Here is a 16,898-nt window from a genome sequence, read left to right as displayed (position 1 = left end):
TTGCTCCCATCGCTCATAGCGGGGGAGTAGGTTCACATGGCTCAATTCTCGATGGAAATTAGTCGCCCAACCGGCTCAGTTCCGCGTGAAAACCAACACTTCTGTGAGCCGATAGCTTCCCGGATATTGCGGTGATCGACATTTTTTCTACAATATATCATTATATAAAATATAATAATTTATAATATTGGACTTTTCAACCCCACCCTAAAAGATTGTTTCCATGCCCTTCCCCGAAACGTTATCGAGAAGAATGAGGCGCTAGGTCATGATAAAGAATTAACTATTTGATTCAAACAACGATAACAGCGAGTCTGTCACGCAGAAGCGTCTATATCATAACCCCTGCCTGCCAACACAGCATTGGCCTCAATACCGCCCGCCGATAAGAGCGTGAGCGAAGGCAACATCATTACACTGGCCGGAACCTGCGATCAGGCGGATGGGAAGGCCTGGCGCTTCGGTGGTGAGACGTAGGTTTTGGTGCTCAAGCCTCCGCGAGACCGCCCCAGACCCCGCGCATCCGTCCCCGACTTTTGATCTTGCATGAGCCGCCGCGTGCAGGTGAGTGCACACGATAGTGCTATTGATCATCGGCCATTCATTCCAGATCGGTTTCTTGGGCAAGGGCTGAGAGCATATTGTCCAGAACAACCATCTAAATCCAGCGATAATAGCGCCGCTTTGCCGAACGCTATCCTCACCCAAACACGCCATCCCATAAAGAGCGTCCAGAAACGTTCGATTGTCAGTGCGGGAGCCACGCCTACCTTTTGTTCTGCCCGGCACAAAACCTTTGATCCGGTCCCATTGGGCACCACGATGCACGCAATTCCATCTTTAAAATGTAAACCAAAATAGAAGCAGCCGCGCGTAAATAGACATGGCGAAAACTGCGCTGTGGTATTATGAGTGCCGCATGACATCCAAAAGCCTCGGCTACACATTCACGCTTCTCGCGGTCACCATCTTTGCGACGCAGGATGGTATCTCGAAATATCTTGGAACACACTACTCGCCCATTTTCATAACGATGGTGCGGTATTGGGTGTTTGCGGCTTTTGTGATTCTGATTGCTATGCGCTCCGGAGGCATCGCGCGCGCGACATCAACCAAACACCCATTCCTGCAAATCCTTCGTGGGGTTTTGCTCGCGGCCGAAATTGTTATCCTTGTCTATGGCCTCAGCCGCGTCGGCATGGCCATGACGCAGTCCATCTTTCAGGCAGCCCCTCTGTTGATCACAATGCTCTCTGTGCCGCTGCTTGGCGAAAAGGTTGGCTGGCGCCGCTGGGTCGCCATCTTCGTCGGCCTGTTTGGCGTTATGCTGATTATCGACCCGACCCATGTCGAGTTTGGGTGGGAACTCATGCTCCCGATAACCGCTACGATCATGTTTGCTTTTTATGCCATCGCGACGCGTGCCGTAAGCAAAACGGACAGCTCGATGACCAGCTTCTTTTACACAGGCGTAGGCGGAGCGACTGTTCTGACCATGGTCGGTATCTTTCATATGGAGCCGCTTGCACCGCACGACTGGCCATGGATGGCTGCCCTCTGCGCCTGCGGTATGGCGAGCCATTACTGCCTCATACGCGCCTATGACATTCTGGAAGCGGTTGAAGTACAACCGCTCACCTATTTGCAGCTCGTTATAGGTGCTTTGATTGCTGTCGTCGTCTTTCATGAGAAGCTGAGCTGGAACATCATCGTAGGCGCGAGCATCGTCGTGGCAGCAGGCCTCTTTTCCATGTTCAGGGAAAGACTGCGTTCAAAGCGAGCATCATAACATTACGAATTATTAATTGGCCTGTTCACATCCAGTTCACCTAATATACCTCACATTACTCACACGCCAATCAATGGTGTTAAGTATAGAGTAATGGAGTCAAAAAACATGAAATCGAAGACATTGTATATCGCAGTAATTGCTTCTGCATTGCTTTCCACATCTGCCTTCGCTCAGGAAAAAGCAACAGAGGCGACAGACACGTCCGCGATGGATACTTCCATTACACAGAATGATGGACCTAAAGGCAAGCGCGAGCCTATCGACTTTGAAAAATTCTCCCGCATGGACGAACTGAAAGCTGCCGACACCAATGGCGACGGCGTGCTCTCGCGTGATGAAATCGAAGCGCTTGCGCTCAAGCGTATGGTCAGCCGTGCAGCTGATCGTATGGAGCGCCGTCTCGACGTCAATGGTGATGGAAAGATAACGCTCGAAGCCGTTGAAAAGCAGCGCCAGAAGGAATTTGCCGCTTTGGACCGCAACGAAGATGGCAAACTGGATCGCAAAGAATTGCGCGCGGCCAAGAAGTTCAATCATCATGGCCCCAAAGGACCGCATCATCACGACAAGGGCAAGATGGAGCACCATCAGCCCAAGCCACAGCAATAAAATAGCCATTAACAAAAGCCCCGCATTGCGGGGCTTATTTATTTTCAGTTACGAGCGAATAACGCCCTTCTTGAAAATGATATTGCCGTACAGGCGCTTTTCACCGGAACGAATGACGGCATAAGCACTGCTCGCACGGTCGTAAAAAGCAAAACGTTCAATCGGATCGACTGCAATCTTACGACCTTCAGCCTTTTCAATGATAGCCTCAAACTCGCTAAAGATCGCAGGCGTTTCGTTCGGTGCCTGCATCACGGCTGCTGGCTTATCAACAAAATCATCAAGCGGCAGAAGCGAAAGCACAGCCTCCGCCACATCGGTAGCGCTGATACCTGGAAGGTCGATCACTTGCACGCCGGAAGCCTGTGCAGGGTAATTGGCGTCAACAATCACCAGATCGTCGCCATGGCCCATATCCGCGAGCACTTCAAGAAGCGATCCGGTCAGCAATGGATTTATGTTTTTAAGCATTGAATGAATTCCGAATGATGGAGTTTTAAGAACTTTACCCTATCTGAAAACATTCAGAAAATGCAAACGCCGGCTGAATTCAGCCGGCGCTTTGTTTCTATCAAATGCAAAAGACTGTTAGTCAGCCTTAGCTTCGATATCGATCTTGTCGAGGATTGAAAATGGGTCTTGAGAAATCGCGACCATTTCCAGCGCACCAATTCCTCTCTCAGACTTTGACTTCGCGCTCATTTCAAAGACATTCGGTTTCGCAATGAATGCGTTAAGCGCTGTGACCACCGCATCCAGCTTGGGTTGATCAGCGGCCAATTCCTGCAAAACCGCACTCGCGATCAAAGTCAGCGTGCTACGTGCTTCTTCAACAGTCATGTTGTTTTCATCAGCGTAGAATTTAAGGCTCTTTTCAGCGAGGCCTTCATTTTCAATCTTGAGCTTCACTTCACGTGCCTTGAGACCAAGAAGTGCAACCTGGGCCAGCACCTTGTCACCGGAGAAAAACTCCTTGGTAAAGCCTCCCATCAGCCCGGACATAGTAACCTTGCCCATATCTTTGCCACTTAGCGAGAGATCCTTGATAATGAGGCTCTGACTCGCCTCGTCCCAATTGGCTTCAAGGTTGGATGAAAGCGTCACACGATCATAACCAAGCTTGCGCAGCTTCTGATAGGCCTCTTCGTTGCTGTCTGTAGGAACAGGCAAGGATACGTCTTCATAGGCAATGCGTATATCGGTTGGAATGCCGTTATAAGGATTTTTGAGCGCAAGCTCATAGCTCTTCAGACCAAACTTCAAGCGATGCGGCAACCCATCAGGCTTAGGCGCAGGATTGCCATCCTCGTCGGTGATGTCAATGTCATCATTGACATTGTTGTCATAGGGAAGATCGGCATCAATGCCTTTCAAGACCATTGTGCCGAATTCAGGCAACATGGTCGTGAATGGAAAGCTTTCCATTTCTTCCCTGCTAAGGCTGGCAAACTTTTTAAAGGCTTCAGCGGAAGGCGCCCAGTTGAAGCCTTTGAGTGAAAACTCGTCCAGCTTCACATAATCAGTGCCATTGCCCGCAGAAAATCCGTTCAAAGTCATATCGAACGTCTTATTATCGAACAGCATCGACATCTTTTCGATGTTGCTTTCACCCTTCTCAGGATCGCTCGGTTGAATCTTCATGCCGAGCAGTTCGACATCGCCCTTGCCGATCATATCAAAGATGCCGATCAGACTTGCAAAAAACTCTTTCCGCTCTTCAAGCGGAAGGGCATCGAGATCCTGTGTCGTCTCCAGCTTGCGCAATGTTTCCGTAAACGACTGCGCAGGCAGGCGCATCGTAAAGCCATTGCTGCGAACCTCATCATAGCTAAAGCTCGAATTGGTTCCCTTCACGACGATGTCTTTGGCAAAAAACGGCCCGTAAACCGGCTTCGCTTCGGAATCATTTGAACCTGCGGCCTCGGTATAAAGGCGGGCCATGAAAACGCCGTCGATATCCTTGCCTTCTGAAGTGCCTATGGTTCCCACCATACGCTCTTCCTTTATTTCCCCATTTTCACCGGGCAGCGAAAGATCGAGATCAAAGGTTGCGCCGCTCGAAGCATAGCGGGAAACATGACCATTCACGATATCTTCCAGTGTGACATCCTTATAAGACGTCTTCTGTTCCTTATCGTTCAATGTCTGAACAACATTGATTTCAGGAACTGAAACGCGCTTTGCGGAAAAACGGCCAACGCGCTCTGCAAGGGTCAGCTCACTATTACCAAACGTATCGCGCAGCATGCCGATATCGAAATTTGCATCCTCAATGCGCACACTTGGAAGCGCAATTTTGAACTGTGCAATCTCGGTCTTGACGTCCTTGGCATTCAACATACCACTCAGGAACAAAATTTTCGGGCGACCTTCAATCGAGCCAATTGTAATATTGGTGCCATCTTTCAACGGCAGAACAACGTCGGTCAGTTGAATATGGCCAAGAAAATCAGCATTAACAGAAGCCGCCTTTCCGCCACGTCTTTCAAGCTGAGCATTAACCGTCTTCTCGAGTGTGATCTTATATCCAACTGCACCTGCAGCGGCGATGGCGATGAGCGCTACAGCTGCCCAAAGCGCTTTACGTCCGCCTTTGCGTTTTCCGCTCGTTGCTTGCTCCACGATTTCTCACCCTTTCAGCGCAATTTCAACAGTATCTGATCGCTGATTGGTTAATCACAAGAAATTGTAAGAGCAAGCAGGTTTGATTAAAATTTGAGCTTTTTGGCTGTTCGGTGGAAAAACCCCACAGTTCCAAAAAGTTTTTGGAAAAAAATAGAGAGAACTAACGCATACGCTTGCGTGTGTGCAGCACAAATTCATCGTCTATCTTCATCAGTTGCGCATCGATTCCATAAACATCTTTCAGAAGTGAGCGATTGAGAACCTCTTCCGGCGCACCATCGGCAACAAGCTTGCCCTGATTAAGCACGATCAACCTTGTGCAATATTGCGCAGCCAAACCAAGATCATGCAACGAGGCGATCACTGTCTTCTTCTCGTTGGCCAATCCGGCAAACAGTTCCATCAATTCCAGCTGATGGGCTGGGTCCAGACCGGCGACCGGCTCATCGGCAAAGATGACGGGCGTGTTTTGCGCCAATACTCGCGCAATCAAAGCGCGCGCTCTTTCACCACCCGATAATTCATTGGCAGGACGCGACGCGAGCTCAACCAAGCCCATGCGCTGCATCGCGGTCTCAACCGCAGCTTCATCATCATGATCCAGCGCTACAAACACGGGCTTCAGTGCTGAGCGTCCAAGCGACACCAGCATTCTAACCGTTACCGGCCACGCCACATCGCGTTCCTGCGGCAGATAAGAGATTGTTTTGGCGCGATGCGCGACATGCATTCTTCTGAGGTCAGAGCCATCCAACAAAACATTGCCTGTTGAAGACGTCAGCCCCAAAAGCGCGCGCAGCAGTGTTGTTTTGCCTGCACCGTTCGGACCGATCAGACCAATAAATGCGCCCTCACCTGCCTCAAAACCAACGGCTTCAAGAATGGTTTTTCGCCCCAACGACACATCAAGATTGTGGACTGAAAGTGTGCTCATACCAGCCGCCTCCGATATTTGAAGACCAGCCCCAGGAAGAAGGGAGCCCCGATAATGGCCGTGAGAACACCCAGCTTCAACTCGCGCCCCGGCATCAATATCCTGACAAAAACATCGGCTGCGAGCAAAAGAGCTGCCCCGCCAAAGCCACTTGCAATCAGCAATCGCGATGGTCGCGCACCGACCAGCGGACGCAGAAGATGCGGCACCACAAGCCCAACAAAACCGATAGCACCCGCCACAGCCGTTGATGCGCCAACGCAAGCCGCAGTTCCCAGCACCGCCAGCATCTGCACGCGTGAAAGATTAACCCCCATACTGGCCGCGGCATCAGCCCCCAGTGTCAGGCTATCAAGCGCACGGCCGAGCGCCAACAGCATGACCCAGCCAATCAGAATGAAGGGGGCCGCAAGCCACACATGCGTCATCGAGCGATCCGCAAGCGAACCAAGCATCCAGAAAACAATTTCCATCGCGGCAAAAGGATTGGGCGAGAGATTAAGCGCCAATGCCGTCAGTGCGCCCGCAAGACTGGTAACGGCAACACCGGCCAGAATGACCGTCAAGGTTCCGGCATGACGTCCGGCAAGTGTCTTCACCAGGAACACCGAGATAAAAGCACCTATCAGTGCCAGCAACGGCAACGCCAAGGGAAAAACCTGCGAAAATCCGGTATAGATCGCAATCACAGCGCCCAGCGATGCCGAAGAACTCACGCCAAGCAAACCCGGTTCGGCCAGCGGATTGCGCAGATATCCCTGAAGAGCAGCCCCTGAAAGCCCCAGTGACGTACCGATCAGCAATGCGAGAATTGCACGTGGCAAGCGGATTTCACGCATCACCAGCACGATCACATCGCCCTGCCCCGTTAACAGCGCCTTGATGCTCTCGCCCACACCGATGGATGCTGGACCAATCAGCAACGACACGACAAACAATGCTGCCACCAACAAGCCAAGCAAAAGCAGCAGGAGATAAAAGCGAGCATTTTCAGTCACGCGCAGCCTCCGAAAGCTCTGTCACCGCATCAACGCTGAATGGCCCACCGCAGACTGTCAGATTATCGTTCAATGTTACGATTCTCGTCTCTTTCTCCAGAGCCCGCAAAGCCGGATGTTCAAAATTCTCAAAGGCCAGTGCGGGTGGTCGCCCGCGTGATCCCCGGACCAGAATATCTGGCTTATTCATGATCAGCATTTCCAAAGGCAGCATGCCAGAACCACGAATACCAGCTTTGTCTGCAAGATTATCAAGACCCGCAAGGCGTATAGCTTCGTCGATCAACGTGCCACGCCCCGACGTATAGCTATTGGCATAATAGAGGGCGACCGTTTGCCGATGCGCAGGCTTTGGAACTTCTGCCAAAGCGGCATTCATGGCCGCAATCTGCCTATCCGCCTGCTCTTCCCGGCCCAACAATGCCCCCATCCGCTTCATATGCGCGCGAATATCTTCAAAAGACCGTGCAGGGGCAAATTCCTCAACCCGAACACCCAGCTCGCGCAACAGTCCAACAGTCGCGCGCGAGGAAAATGTGCCTGCCAGCACCAGATCGGGTTTCGCAAGAAAAACCTCTTCCGCCTGTCCGTGATTGACCGGCAATTGCTGCGCTTTCGCGGTCATCACCGACAGAAGCGGATCACGCGAAAGATAGGATACCGATTGCAACTGCGTATCATCCGCCAGCAACATGGCGAGCTGATCTGTGCAAACATTGATCGACACCACGCGCTTGGGCTTCTCCTGTGCCAACGCCGGATGAAGGCCAGCCAGAAACAGGCCGGCCAACAGACCGAGCCTGATTTTCGATGCCAATAGCCGTTTATTCGCCCACATGATCCGCAATCAGAAATTCCGCGTCAGGCCAATAGTAAGGCTGCGCCCCGGTGCATTGTAACCCGACGTCGTCTGATAATCCTTGTTAAAGATATTTTCGACCGAAACTTTAAGCTGAGACTGGGTATCGATGTCATAGAGTGCGATGAAATCTCCCGTCACATAAGGATCAAGCTTTTTGGTATTCGCGGCAGTTGTGTAGCGCGAGCCACCATAAAGCAACCGAGCCGTCAGATCGAGCTTGTCGATGGGCTTGAAATTCACTTCGGCTGTTGCTTTGACACGCTCACGATATGGCAGATCGTTGTCGGTATCCTCATCAATTGGCTTCTTGAGGTCGAGCGAGCCTTTCACCGCCCAAACCTCGTTAAAACGATGAGACAGTGCCGCTTCAAACCCCGTCACTTCTGCACGCGCGATATTGTAGGGCAGATAAGACGGTGCCGTGCTCATAATCGCATCGCGCAGCCATGTTTGATAAAACGCCATATCAACGGTTGTTTTGTCTGTGACCTGCCAGTTCAGACCAACCTCGTAAGAGCGGGATTTTTCCGGTTGCAAATCGGGATTGGCATAGCCGGGATAATAAAGCTCATTAAATGTCGGCGCACGGAAACCCGTACCGAATGATGAGCGCAGCACCAGATCAGGCACAATTTCGTAGCTCGCGCCAAGATTATAAGTGACGACATCACCGAACTGCTCATTGTGATCGTAGCGAACACCACCATCAAACCGCAGCGCATCATATTCCAGCGAATATTGCCCAAAGACTGCCGCCAGGTCTCGGCTGGTTTCAGCATAAGACACGGTTGCATTGACATCCTCGCGATAAGCTTCAACGCCGCCCGTCAGGGTATGGCTAAAATCACCCGTTTCAAACTGCTTTTCCGTCGAGACGTAAACACCGTAGCGCGTGGTTTCAAACCGATCAGAACCACTCACACCTTTGCGAAAATTCCGGCTGTGATCGAGCCCGGAACTGACTTCAATCGTTGATGACCAGTCATCCGTATGATCAATGCGCACTCCGATCTTGCCATTGAAAGCCGTGGTATAGGCTTCGTTGAAAGACGGCGCTTTTCCATCATATTGATTGCGCCCGCGGCTCAACAAACCATCTGTATAAATCCTGCCCCAATCGAAATCTTTGGAGAGCGCGAAATTAAACGCGCCCTGCAGAAAACCATCGCGGTCCGGCTCATAGCCAAAAGCTTCAGGCGTCGTGAAATTATATCCCTGTGTACCGGTCACAACGACACCAAAGGCATAGTCGATACCGTCTTGGCTGCGTCCCTGCAGCGAAGCAGATGCATATCCACCCCATGGATGGGTAACGCCCGTGCTCACACTCCCACAGAAGGAACGTTCGCCACACGCGCCGCCCTGTTTGGTGATGATATTGATAACGCCGCCCATCGCATCCGCGCCATATTGCGAAGAATGCACACCTTTGGCAATCTCAATGCGATCAATAGACATCAATGGAATATTGGCCAGCGCTGTTGCGCCAGTTGTGGCGGAGGCCGTGCGTACACCATTGACCAGCACCACCGTCTGCTTGGACGACATGCCGCGTATATAGAGGCTGGATGACGAACCCTGCCCGCCATTGGTGGTAATCGAAATACCCGGATAATATTGCAAAAGGGATTGCAGATCAGGGGCTGCGGATCGTTCGATATCAGCTTTATCGATCACCGTCACAGAGGAGGTTGAGCGTTGCAGCGACGTCGCCCTGCGAAGCGGTGTAACCACAATCGTATCGAGCACAATCCCGTCTTCATTGTCTTGTGCTCTTGCATCAAGTGGCATGGCAAACAGAAGACCCGATGCGAGAAACGCCGATAATTTGAGAGTTTGCATATATTTATTCTTCCTGCGCGCAAGCTTTGACTCACCGCAAGCGCCAGAAATCAGGGTGCCCCCCTTGTCTGTGTCCCACGGCAACATTTTACAATGTCACCGCTACGGACGGCCGCGACTGAACACCCCTCGTGTCAGCCATGGGTGACTGGATATGGCAGGTCTCCTGACTTCCGGGTCTTCATCGAACCTCCACCTTCCCAAAGCCTGAAACTTCAGTGGCTGTATCATGATACAAATCATGAGAGGACGACTCTCCGGTCACAGTTGCGGGGGCAGTCACGGCATTGATCGCAAGATCTCACCGTGTTCCCTTTTCATCCGCCGTGAAGGCGGAACCATGTCCTTTAAGAGCGATAGCAAGGCCGCAGTAAATTATCAACTGCAACAATGTGCCCCTTCTGAATCACATTCGGAGCAAAGCGATTGAGATGGTTGAATTATATAGATTTTTATCTCAGAAAATCGCGGAAACGACGAAGCGCAAAGAAGAAAAGAACGCTTCCGATGACAATCATAGCCAGCAATTGCGGCCATACGACACTCAGTCCCGCACCGCGGAACAGCACCGATTGCGCTAACATCACGAAATACGTATTGGGCGCTGCCAGCATGATATTCTGGATAATTTCCGGCATGCTTTCGCGCGGCGTTGTACCACCGGAAAGCACCTGAAGAGGCAACAGAACCAGCATAAGCAAAAGCCCGAACTGCGGCATGGAACCGGCAATCGTTGCAAGAAAAATGCCAAGGCTGGTGGTTGCAAAAAGCTGCAACGCAGCACCCGCTAAAAACAGCGTCAGCGAGCCATTAATCGGCACGGCCAGAATACCCTGCACAACCACAATAAGCGAAAAAGCCGTTGCCACCAGCACCACCATCCCCATCGACCATATCTTGGAGATCATGATCTCAAGTGGCGTCACCGGCATAACCAGCAGATGTTCGATTGTGCCATGCTCGCGTTCCCGGATAAGAGCCGCACCAGTCAGGATGATCGAAAGCATGGTCACTGATGAGATGACATTGGTGATCGCACCAAACCAGCCTTTGTTCAGATCCTGATTGAAGCGCGCACGTAAGTTAAGTCCAACTGGCGTTTGCGTGTCGCCACGATAGCGATTGAGAAACTCGTTCACTTCACTTGAGACAATCGACTGAACATAACCGCCGCCGGTGAAGGCCTGACTCATGCGCGTTGCATCGATATTCAGCTGGATCGTCGGCGAACGCCCGGCAAGCAGATCGCGCTGAAAATTTGGCGGAATATTAAGCGCGAACGTATCAAGCCCTGTGTCCATCCGCTTATCCATCTCATGCGATGAGATGAGCTTTGGAGGCACAAAATACGGCGGATAAAATGCAGTCGTAATACGTCCCGAAATCGGCGATTGATCCTCATCAACAATTGCGATCGCTGCATTGTTGAGATTTTCCGGCATGGCTTTTGCAGCCGTGTAAATCGCAAGCGTGAAGGCATAGACAATGAGCAGCAGAAGCATAGGATCGCGCGCCAATCCGCGCAGTTCTTTGATGCCAAGCTGGAATATATTGGAAATTCGCATCTCAGCCCGCCTGCTTCTTGAGAAGTACAATACCGAGAACGGTCAGAACCGGTATGGCGATCAGCAGCGGCAGGAACGATCCGGCAAGATCAGAGAAGCCGAGCGCTTTTGAGAAAGTCCCGCGCGAAATCGTCACGAAATACGTTGTCGGATATATCTTGCCGATGAAGGCGCCTGCTCCCTGAAGAGATGACACCGGATCGATAATGCCGGAATATTGCACTGCCGGAATGAGCGTCAACAATGCCGTACCGAAGATTGCCGCAATCTGGCTATTGATAAAGGTCGAAATCACCAGCCCCATACCGGTGGTGATGATGACATAAAGAAGCGCTGCCGTGGCATAGGTCAGGAAACTGCCCGTGAATGGCACGCGGAAGATGAAAACCGCAAACGCCGTCAGCATCAGGAAGTTAATAAAGGCAAGCGCGATATAAGGCAGCTGTTTGCCCAGCAGAAACTCGAACTTGGTCACCGGCGTCACATAAAAATTAATGATCGAGCCAAGTTCCTTCTCGCGCACGACACTGAGAACCGCCAGCATGGCCGGGATCATCAGCAAAAGCAGCGGAATAACCGCTGGCACCATGGCCACTAGGCTCTGCACGTCGGGATTATAGCGATATCGAATTTCCAGATTGAAATTCCCGACAGCGGCAGCATTTCCATAAAGCTCGCGCGCCTTTTGCGTCAGCCAATTGACATGCATACCCTGGACATAACCACGCACAGTTTCCGCACGCATCGGCATGGCACCATCGATCCAGGCACCAATTTCGACAGAACGACCATGCGCGACATTGCTGCCGAAATTCGGTGGGATTTCAATCGCCAGACTGATTTCACCTTCCCGCATACGCCGATCAAGATCATCATAATCAGTAATGGGTGTTTTTTCGATAAAATAGCGGGAACCGGCAAGTTGCTGCGTGTAATCCCGGCTGATTGTCGTATCGTCACGATCAAGAACCGCGAATGTCAGATCCTCGACATCAAGATTGATACCATAACCGATAACGAACATCAGGATGACAGTGCCCAGAATAGCCAGTGTCGCGCGGATCGGGTCGCGCTTGAGCTCCAACGCCTCGCGCCGCGAGAACGCCAGCATCCGCCGCGGATTTGGTAACCAGCTGGAGCTTGGCCTTTTGTCATTCTCAACCTTTTCAGGCTGAACCTTCGCCGCTTCCTGAACGTCTTTCTTAGGCGCTGTTTCGCCAATTGCTTCTTCGAGATATGCGATGAAAGCGTCTTCAAGTGTCGCTGCGTTGCGGCTTTCGGTGATGGCTTTTGGCGTGTCGCTGATCAACACCTTACCGGCATGCATCAAAGAGATCCGGTCACACAGTTCCGCCTCATTCATAAAATGGGTCGACACGAAAATCGTGACATTGTCGTTGCGTGAAAGATCGGCAAGGATTTGCCAGAATGCATCGCGCGCAACCGGGTCAACGCCTGAAGTAGGCTCATCGAGAATGAGAATATCCGGCGCGTGGATCAGCGCCACAGCCAGCGACAGGCGCTGGCGGATACCGAGCGGCATCGAGTCGGGTAAAACATCCAGAACTTCAGCCAAATCAAACCTTTGGGCCAGTTCCTTGATTCTGCTTTTGGTCTTGTCCTCGGACATGCCAAACAGCTTGGCGTGAAGCTCCAGATTTTGATGAACTGTGAGTTCGGAATAGAGCGAAAACGCCTGCGACATGTAACCAACATGACGGCGTATATCGATATCCTTTGGGTCGACCTCACGCCCAAACAGCCTTGCCGTGCCTTCACTTGCAGGCAAAAGCCCGGTCAAAACCTTCATCGTCGTCGATTTGCCGCAGCCATTGGAACCGAGAAATCCAAAAATCTCGCCGCGCGGAATGCGGAAACTCACATTGTCGACAGCCGTGAAATTGCCAAATCGCACCGTGACATGCCCGGCTTCGATAGCGATGTCACTATCTGACTGCATATTGCGCGGTGGCATCACAACTTCGCTGTGCCCCTGTCGAAGCTCCTCAGGCAAAAGCGCTATGAAAGCCGCATCAAGATTGGGTGTCTGGGTTTTCTCAAGCAACTCCTGAGGCGAACCAGTTGCCAGAATCTGGCCGTCATTCATCGCAACCAGCCAGTCAAAGCGTTGCGCTTCTTCCATATACGCTGTCGAAACAATAACACTCATCCCCGGACGATCCTTGCGGATATCGTTAATCAGTTCCCAGAACTGACGACGCGACAAAGGATCGACGCCCGTTGTCGGCTCATCAAGGATCAGCAGATCAGGATCATGGATCAGCGAGCAGCAAAGGCTCGTCTTCTGTTTCATGCCGCCGGAAAGCTTACCCGCCGGACGATCTACAAAAGGCGACATGCCCGTTCGCGCCAGAAGGTCTGCAATGCGGCGTTCGCGCTCGTGCTTGTCATGGCCAAACAGCCGTCCAAAGAATTCGATGTTCTCGAAGACAGAGAGCGTTGGATAAAGGTTTTTTCCCAACCCTTGGGGCATAAAAGCAATACGTGGAAAAGCCGCCTGACGATGACGCTTGTCAGCAATGTCGCCACCCAGCACTTCGATTCTGCCCTTCTGCATAACGCGAGCGCCAGCGATCAGTGACAGAAGACTGGACTTGCCCACACCATCAGGCCCAATCAGTCCGACCATACAACCGGCAGGCACGTTGAGCGAAATATCGCGCAAGGCTTCCGTCGATCCATAAGAAAGCTTCACACTGTCAGCGCGGACGACAAAACTGTCGCCGCTGAGGCCAGTCTGTATCGAAGCCATACTCATTTTACGGTTTCCGCAAGGTTCTTCGGCCACTCCACATTTGGATCAAGCTTGACATAAGCCATACCCGGAAGCCCGGTTTTGACCTGCTGAATATATTTCTGAAGCAATTCCTGCGGAATTTTGGCTTTAACGCGGAACATGAGCTTCTGACGCTCTTCTTCAGTTTCAACTGATTTTGGCGTGAATTGCGCGACATCGGCCACGAAGCTGATTTTGGCAGGGATCACATATTGCGGTGCGGCATCAAGAACGATCCGCGCGTCTGCGCCAATGGCCACCCGTCCGGCCTGCGAGGTCGGCAGGAAAAAAGTCATATAGACATCGCTGACATCAACCAGATTAAGCACGCGTCCGCCAGCGGAGAGCACTTCGCCCGGTTGTGCAACGCGATATTGCACTCGGCCCGGCTTTGGCGAACGCAAGGTGGCATCGTTGATATCCGTATCGATGGTGGCAATCGCAGCCTTTGCCGCCTCAACGGCCGCTTCAGCATCAATAACTTGCGCCTTAGCCGCACTGATCGCCGCAGCGGTCGCGGCCAATTGCGCTTTGGCAGCGCCGACGGCTGCTTCAGCGCCCTGAGCAGTTGCACGATCGTCATCCAGCACCTGCTGGGAAACTGTGCGTGATTCTGTCAGCTGTTGCGAGCGAGCCAGACGGCGATTGGCGGCATCCAGCTGCGCTTCGCGTTGCGCGACAGTAGCCGCAGCCGCAGTTTGCTCGGCTTCACGCTGAGCGACCAGACTTTTGGCTGTTTCAATGCTGATTTCAGCGCGTCGAAGCTGCGCTTCAGCTTGCCTGCGCTGGCTTTCGAGCTGGTCCGTATCCATGCGCGCTAAAACGGCATTGGCTTCAACAAACTGCCCCTCATCAGCCAGAATTTCGCGGATACGCCCTGGGCTTTTGGTGGATACGTCGATTTCGACGGCTTCGATGCGGCCATTTCCACCAGCAATGCCTTCCGGCAACCCCGGGTTGCTCAGCGCTTTCCAGGCATAGTAGCCTCCGACTGCCAGAGCCACAACAACACCAGTCACAATCCACTGCTTGCGATCAAACCCCATACCCAACAATCCTCTGCGTCATCATTTCTCTGGCCGCACAGTAAGCTCATACTCAACCAATCACTTTCAGATAGAAATATCTGTATTTTGCTTGAGAGTACGTACCTTGATTAAAATCAACTATACGCAAATGACCCACGATTCCATGCGATAAATCACATCAGAGCATAATTCCTGAAGCTTGGGTTTGTTGCGGTTAAATTATGCTCTGATTTTAAAGCGTTAGAGCGACCTTTGCGCATCCAGGAGGATGCGCAGCGCTCCAAAGCATGAGAAAATTCGCGGGTGCCGATTTTGAGAGATGGAGGGCAACGTTGACAGCACCCGCTGGCTGTCGACCGTACAACATTGCAAAAAGATCGCGCTACTGCGCTCGACAGATTCCTGAATGGGAAAAACTTAGCCGGGACGTTGCTTTGTTTGGGCCACAACGCCCCGGATCGCCGGATCTGGTGGACCCCGGCAACGCGCGATCAATAGCACCGGTTAGCGGGCGCTTTCTTTGATTTAAATCAATTAGATAATAATTATATGCGATTATGCGCTTTATTTTTTAGCGCGGCACTTGCTTCGGCTCTGACCCCAATTCTTTTTGAGATAATCAGACACGCTTTTCAATTTGGGATCAGATAAAAATCCCTGCCGAAAAAGAATACTGCCCTTCACCTCCGGCAGCGCAGTGTTCAACTCAAGCTGGCGCCTGATTTCATCGACCCCATTGCCGGAAAGCCATTCCGGTTCAGACCTGCTTGCCGATCCTGCCCGATAAAGCGCCATACCAATATAGAGGTCAGTTTTTGTGCCGCGCACCGTATCCGCCCACCATCTGACGATTGGACCATAGGGCACATCCTTGTGTCCTGAAGACCAGTAAACCTGTGGCGCGATATAGTCGACCAGGCCATCCTTGACCCAAGCGCGCGTATCGGCAAAATCGCCATCATAATTGGTCTTGCCAGCCCGCGTCGGCGAGCCACGCGGATCGTCAAGCTGGTTACGCCACACACCACCGGGACTAATCCCAAAGCGGACATGAGGCTTGATCGCTTTGATCCTGTCGGAAATTTCTTGCACCAGCGCGTACGTGTTATAGCGTCGCCAGTCATATTTATTGGAAAATTTTGTCCCGAAACGCTTGTAGGTCTTGTCGTCCTTGAGCGGCGAGCCTTGCGTTTCATAATAAAAATAATCGTCGAACTGGATGCCATCGACATCATATTTCTGGACCACTTCAGCGGTGATATTTGTCACCCACTGGCGCACCGCCGGAATGCCCGGATCAAGAACATAACGCTCTGCGGAAATCCCCACCCATTCCGGCTTCGTTTTATAAACACTTGCCGGAGAATCGCTGGACGCGTTTTTCAGTTCTTTTCGCGTTGCCGGTCGCACATCCATCGAAACACGATAAGGGTTGAGCCATGCATGAAGCTCAATCCCGCGCTTATGCGCTTCAGCAATCGCAAAACGCAGCGGATCAAAGCCCGGATCTTTTCCAAGCGTCCCCGTCAGATAAGATGACCACGGCAGATATTCTGATTTGTAAAAAGCATCGGCAGCAGGCGAAACCTGAAAGATCACGGCATTGATACCGTGTTGCGATGCTTCGTCAAACATGCGCACCAGTTCCTGTTTCTGGCGCTTTACCCGTTCTGAATCATTTTCAATCTGTGTCGATGCTTTGGACGGCCAGTCCAGATTAAGAACGGTTGCAACCCAGCTTGCATGAAACATATCGCAATCAAATGCCATGGATTACACAATTCCCATTGTATACTTATAGTGAGGCTATATTAGGTCTAGTATGACCAACTCACGACCTCTTTTA

Annotated in this window: 12 protein-coding genes, 1 pseudogene and 1 riboswitch; of the genes and pseudogenes, 2 read left to right on the top strand and 11 right to left on the bottom strand. The window is 51.8% G+C overall.

The features are described from left to right. Window positions 1-335: 335 nt before the first annotated feature. Window positions 336-828: pseudogene (locus VBH83_RS13770) on the bottom strand (IS5/IS1182 family transposase); the annotation flags it as partial. A 91-nt stretch (window positions 829-919) separates the two neighbouring features. Here VBH83_RS13770 and VBH83_RS13765 point away from each other — a divergent pair. Next, window positions 920-1,789 (top strand): DMT family transporter, encoded by an 870-nt coding sequence (locus VBH83_RS13765; RefSeq protein WP_265985356.1) that lies wholly within the window; start codon window positions 920-922, stop codon window positions 1,787-1,789. 108 nt (window positions 1,790-1,897) lie between these two features. After that, window positions 1,898-2,401: a calcium-binding protein gene (locus tag VBH83_RS13760; RefSeq protein WP_323054553.1), complete on the top strand. Its 504-nt coding sequence runs from the start codon at window positions 1,898-1,900 to the stop codon at window positions 2,399-2,401. 48 nt (window positions 2,402-2,449) lie between these two features. Here VBH83_RS13760 and VBH83_RS13755 read toward each other — a convergent pair whose 3' ends face one another. The 10 genes from VBH83_RS13755 to VBH83_RS13710 form a co-directional block, all read right to left on the bottom strand. Further along, window positions 2,450-2,872: an RbsD/FucU family protein gene (locus tag VBH83_RS13755; protein WP_265985358.1), complete on the bottom strand. Its 423-nt coding sequence runs from the start codon at window positions 2,870-2,872 to the stop codon at window positions 2,450-2,452. A gap of 117 nt (window positions 2,873-2,989) precedes the next feature. Further along, window positions 2,990-5,023, bottom strand: coding sequence for a hypothetical protein (locus tag VBH83_RS13750; protein WP_265985359.1), 2,034 nt, complete (start codon window positions 5,021-5,023; stop codon window positions 2,990-2,992). A gap of 163 nt (window positions 5,024-5,186) precedes the next feature. Beyond that, window positions 5,187-5,960 carry an ABC transporter ATP-binding protein gene (locus tag VBH83_RS13745; RefSeq protein ID WP_265985360.1) on the bottom strand — a complete coding sequence of 258 codons (774 nt, stop codon included), beginning with the start codon at window positions 5,958-5,960 and terminating at the stop codon, window positions 5,187-5,189. Continuing rightward, window positions 5,957-6,958: an iron ABC transporter permease gene (locus VBH83_RS13740; protein WP_265985361.1), complete on the bottom strand. Its 1,002-nt coding sequence runs from the start codon at window positions 6,956-6,958 to the stop codon at window positions 5,957-5,959. The genes VBH83_RS13745 and VBH83_RS13740 overlap by 4 nt, the downstream gene beginning before the upstream one ends. Continuing rightward, a complete protein-coding gene (locus VBH83_RS13735) occupies window positions 6,951-7,796 on the bottom strand; it encodes an ABC transporter substrate-binding protein (protein WP_265985363.1) in 846 nt (281 codons plus the stop codon). Before VBH83_RS13735 ends, VBH83_RS13740 begins: the two co-directional genes overlap by 8 nt. A 9-nt stretch (window positions 7,797-7,805) precedes the next feature. Then, complete coding sequence (locus VBH83_RS13730; protein ID WP_396998225.1) at window positions 7,806-9,662, bottom strand: TonB-dependent receptor domain-containing protein; 1,857 nt, start codon at window positions 9,660-9,662, stop codon at window positions 7,806-7,808. Window positions 9,663-9,800: 138 nt separating this feature from the next. Next, a riboswitch (cobalamin riboswitch) is annotated at window positions 9,801-10,020 on the bottom strand. 94 nt (window positions 10,021-10,114) lie between these two features. Next, complete coding sequence (locus VBH83_RS13725) at window positions 10,115-11,227, bottom strand: ABC transporter permease (protein WP_265985365.1); 1,113 nt, start codon at window positions 11,225-11,227, stop codon at window positions 10,115-10,117. A gap of 1 nt (window position 11,228) precedes the next feature. Then, window positions 11,229-14,006 carry a ribosome-associated ATPase/putative transporter RbbA gene (rbbA, locus tag VBH83_RS13720; RefSeq protein ID WP_396998223.1) on the bottom strand — a complete coding sequence of 926 codons (2,778 nt, stop codon included), beginning with the start codon at window positions 14,004-14,006 and terminating at the stop codon, window positions 11,229-11,231. Beyond that, on the bottom strand, window positions 14,003-15,070 hold the full coding sequence (locus VBH83_RS13715) for an HlyD family secretion protein (RefSeq protein WP_265985366.1): 1,068 nt from the start codon (window positions 15,068-15,070) through the stop codon (window positions 14,003-14,005). Before VBH83_RS13715 ends, rbbA begins: the two co-directional genes overlap by 4 nt. 546 nt (window positions 15,071-15,616) lie before the next feature. Further along, window positions 15,617-16,822 carry a glycoside hydrolase family 10 protein gene (locus tag VBH83_RS13710; protein WP_265985367.1) on the bottom strand — a complete coding sequence of 402 codons (1,206 nt, stop codon included), beginning with the start codon at window positions 16,820-16,822 and terminating at the stop codon, window positions 15,617-15,619. Window positions 16,823-16,898: the final 76 nt, after the last annotated feature.

It is taken from the genome of Ochrobactrum sp. S1502_03, from assembly GCF_044435015.1.
GTDB classification, from domain to species: domain Bacteria; phylum Pseudomonadota; class Alphaproteobacteria; order Rhizobiales; family Rhizobiaceae; genus Brucella; species Brucella chromiisoli.
Note: the sequence above shows the minus strand (reverse complement) of the source record. Positions and strands in the feature narration are given on the sequence as shown.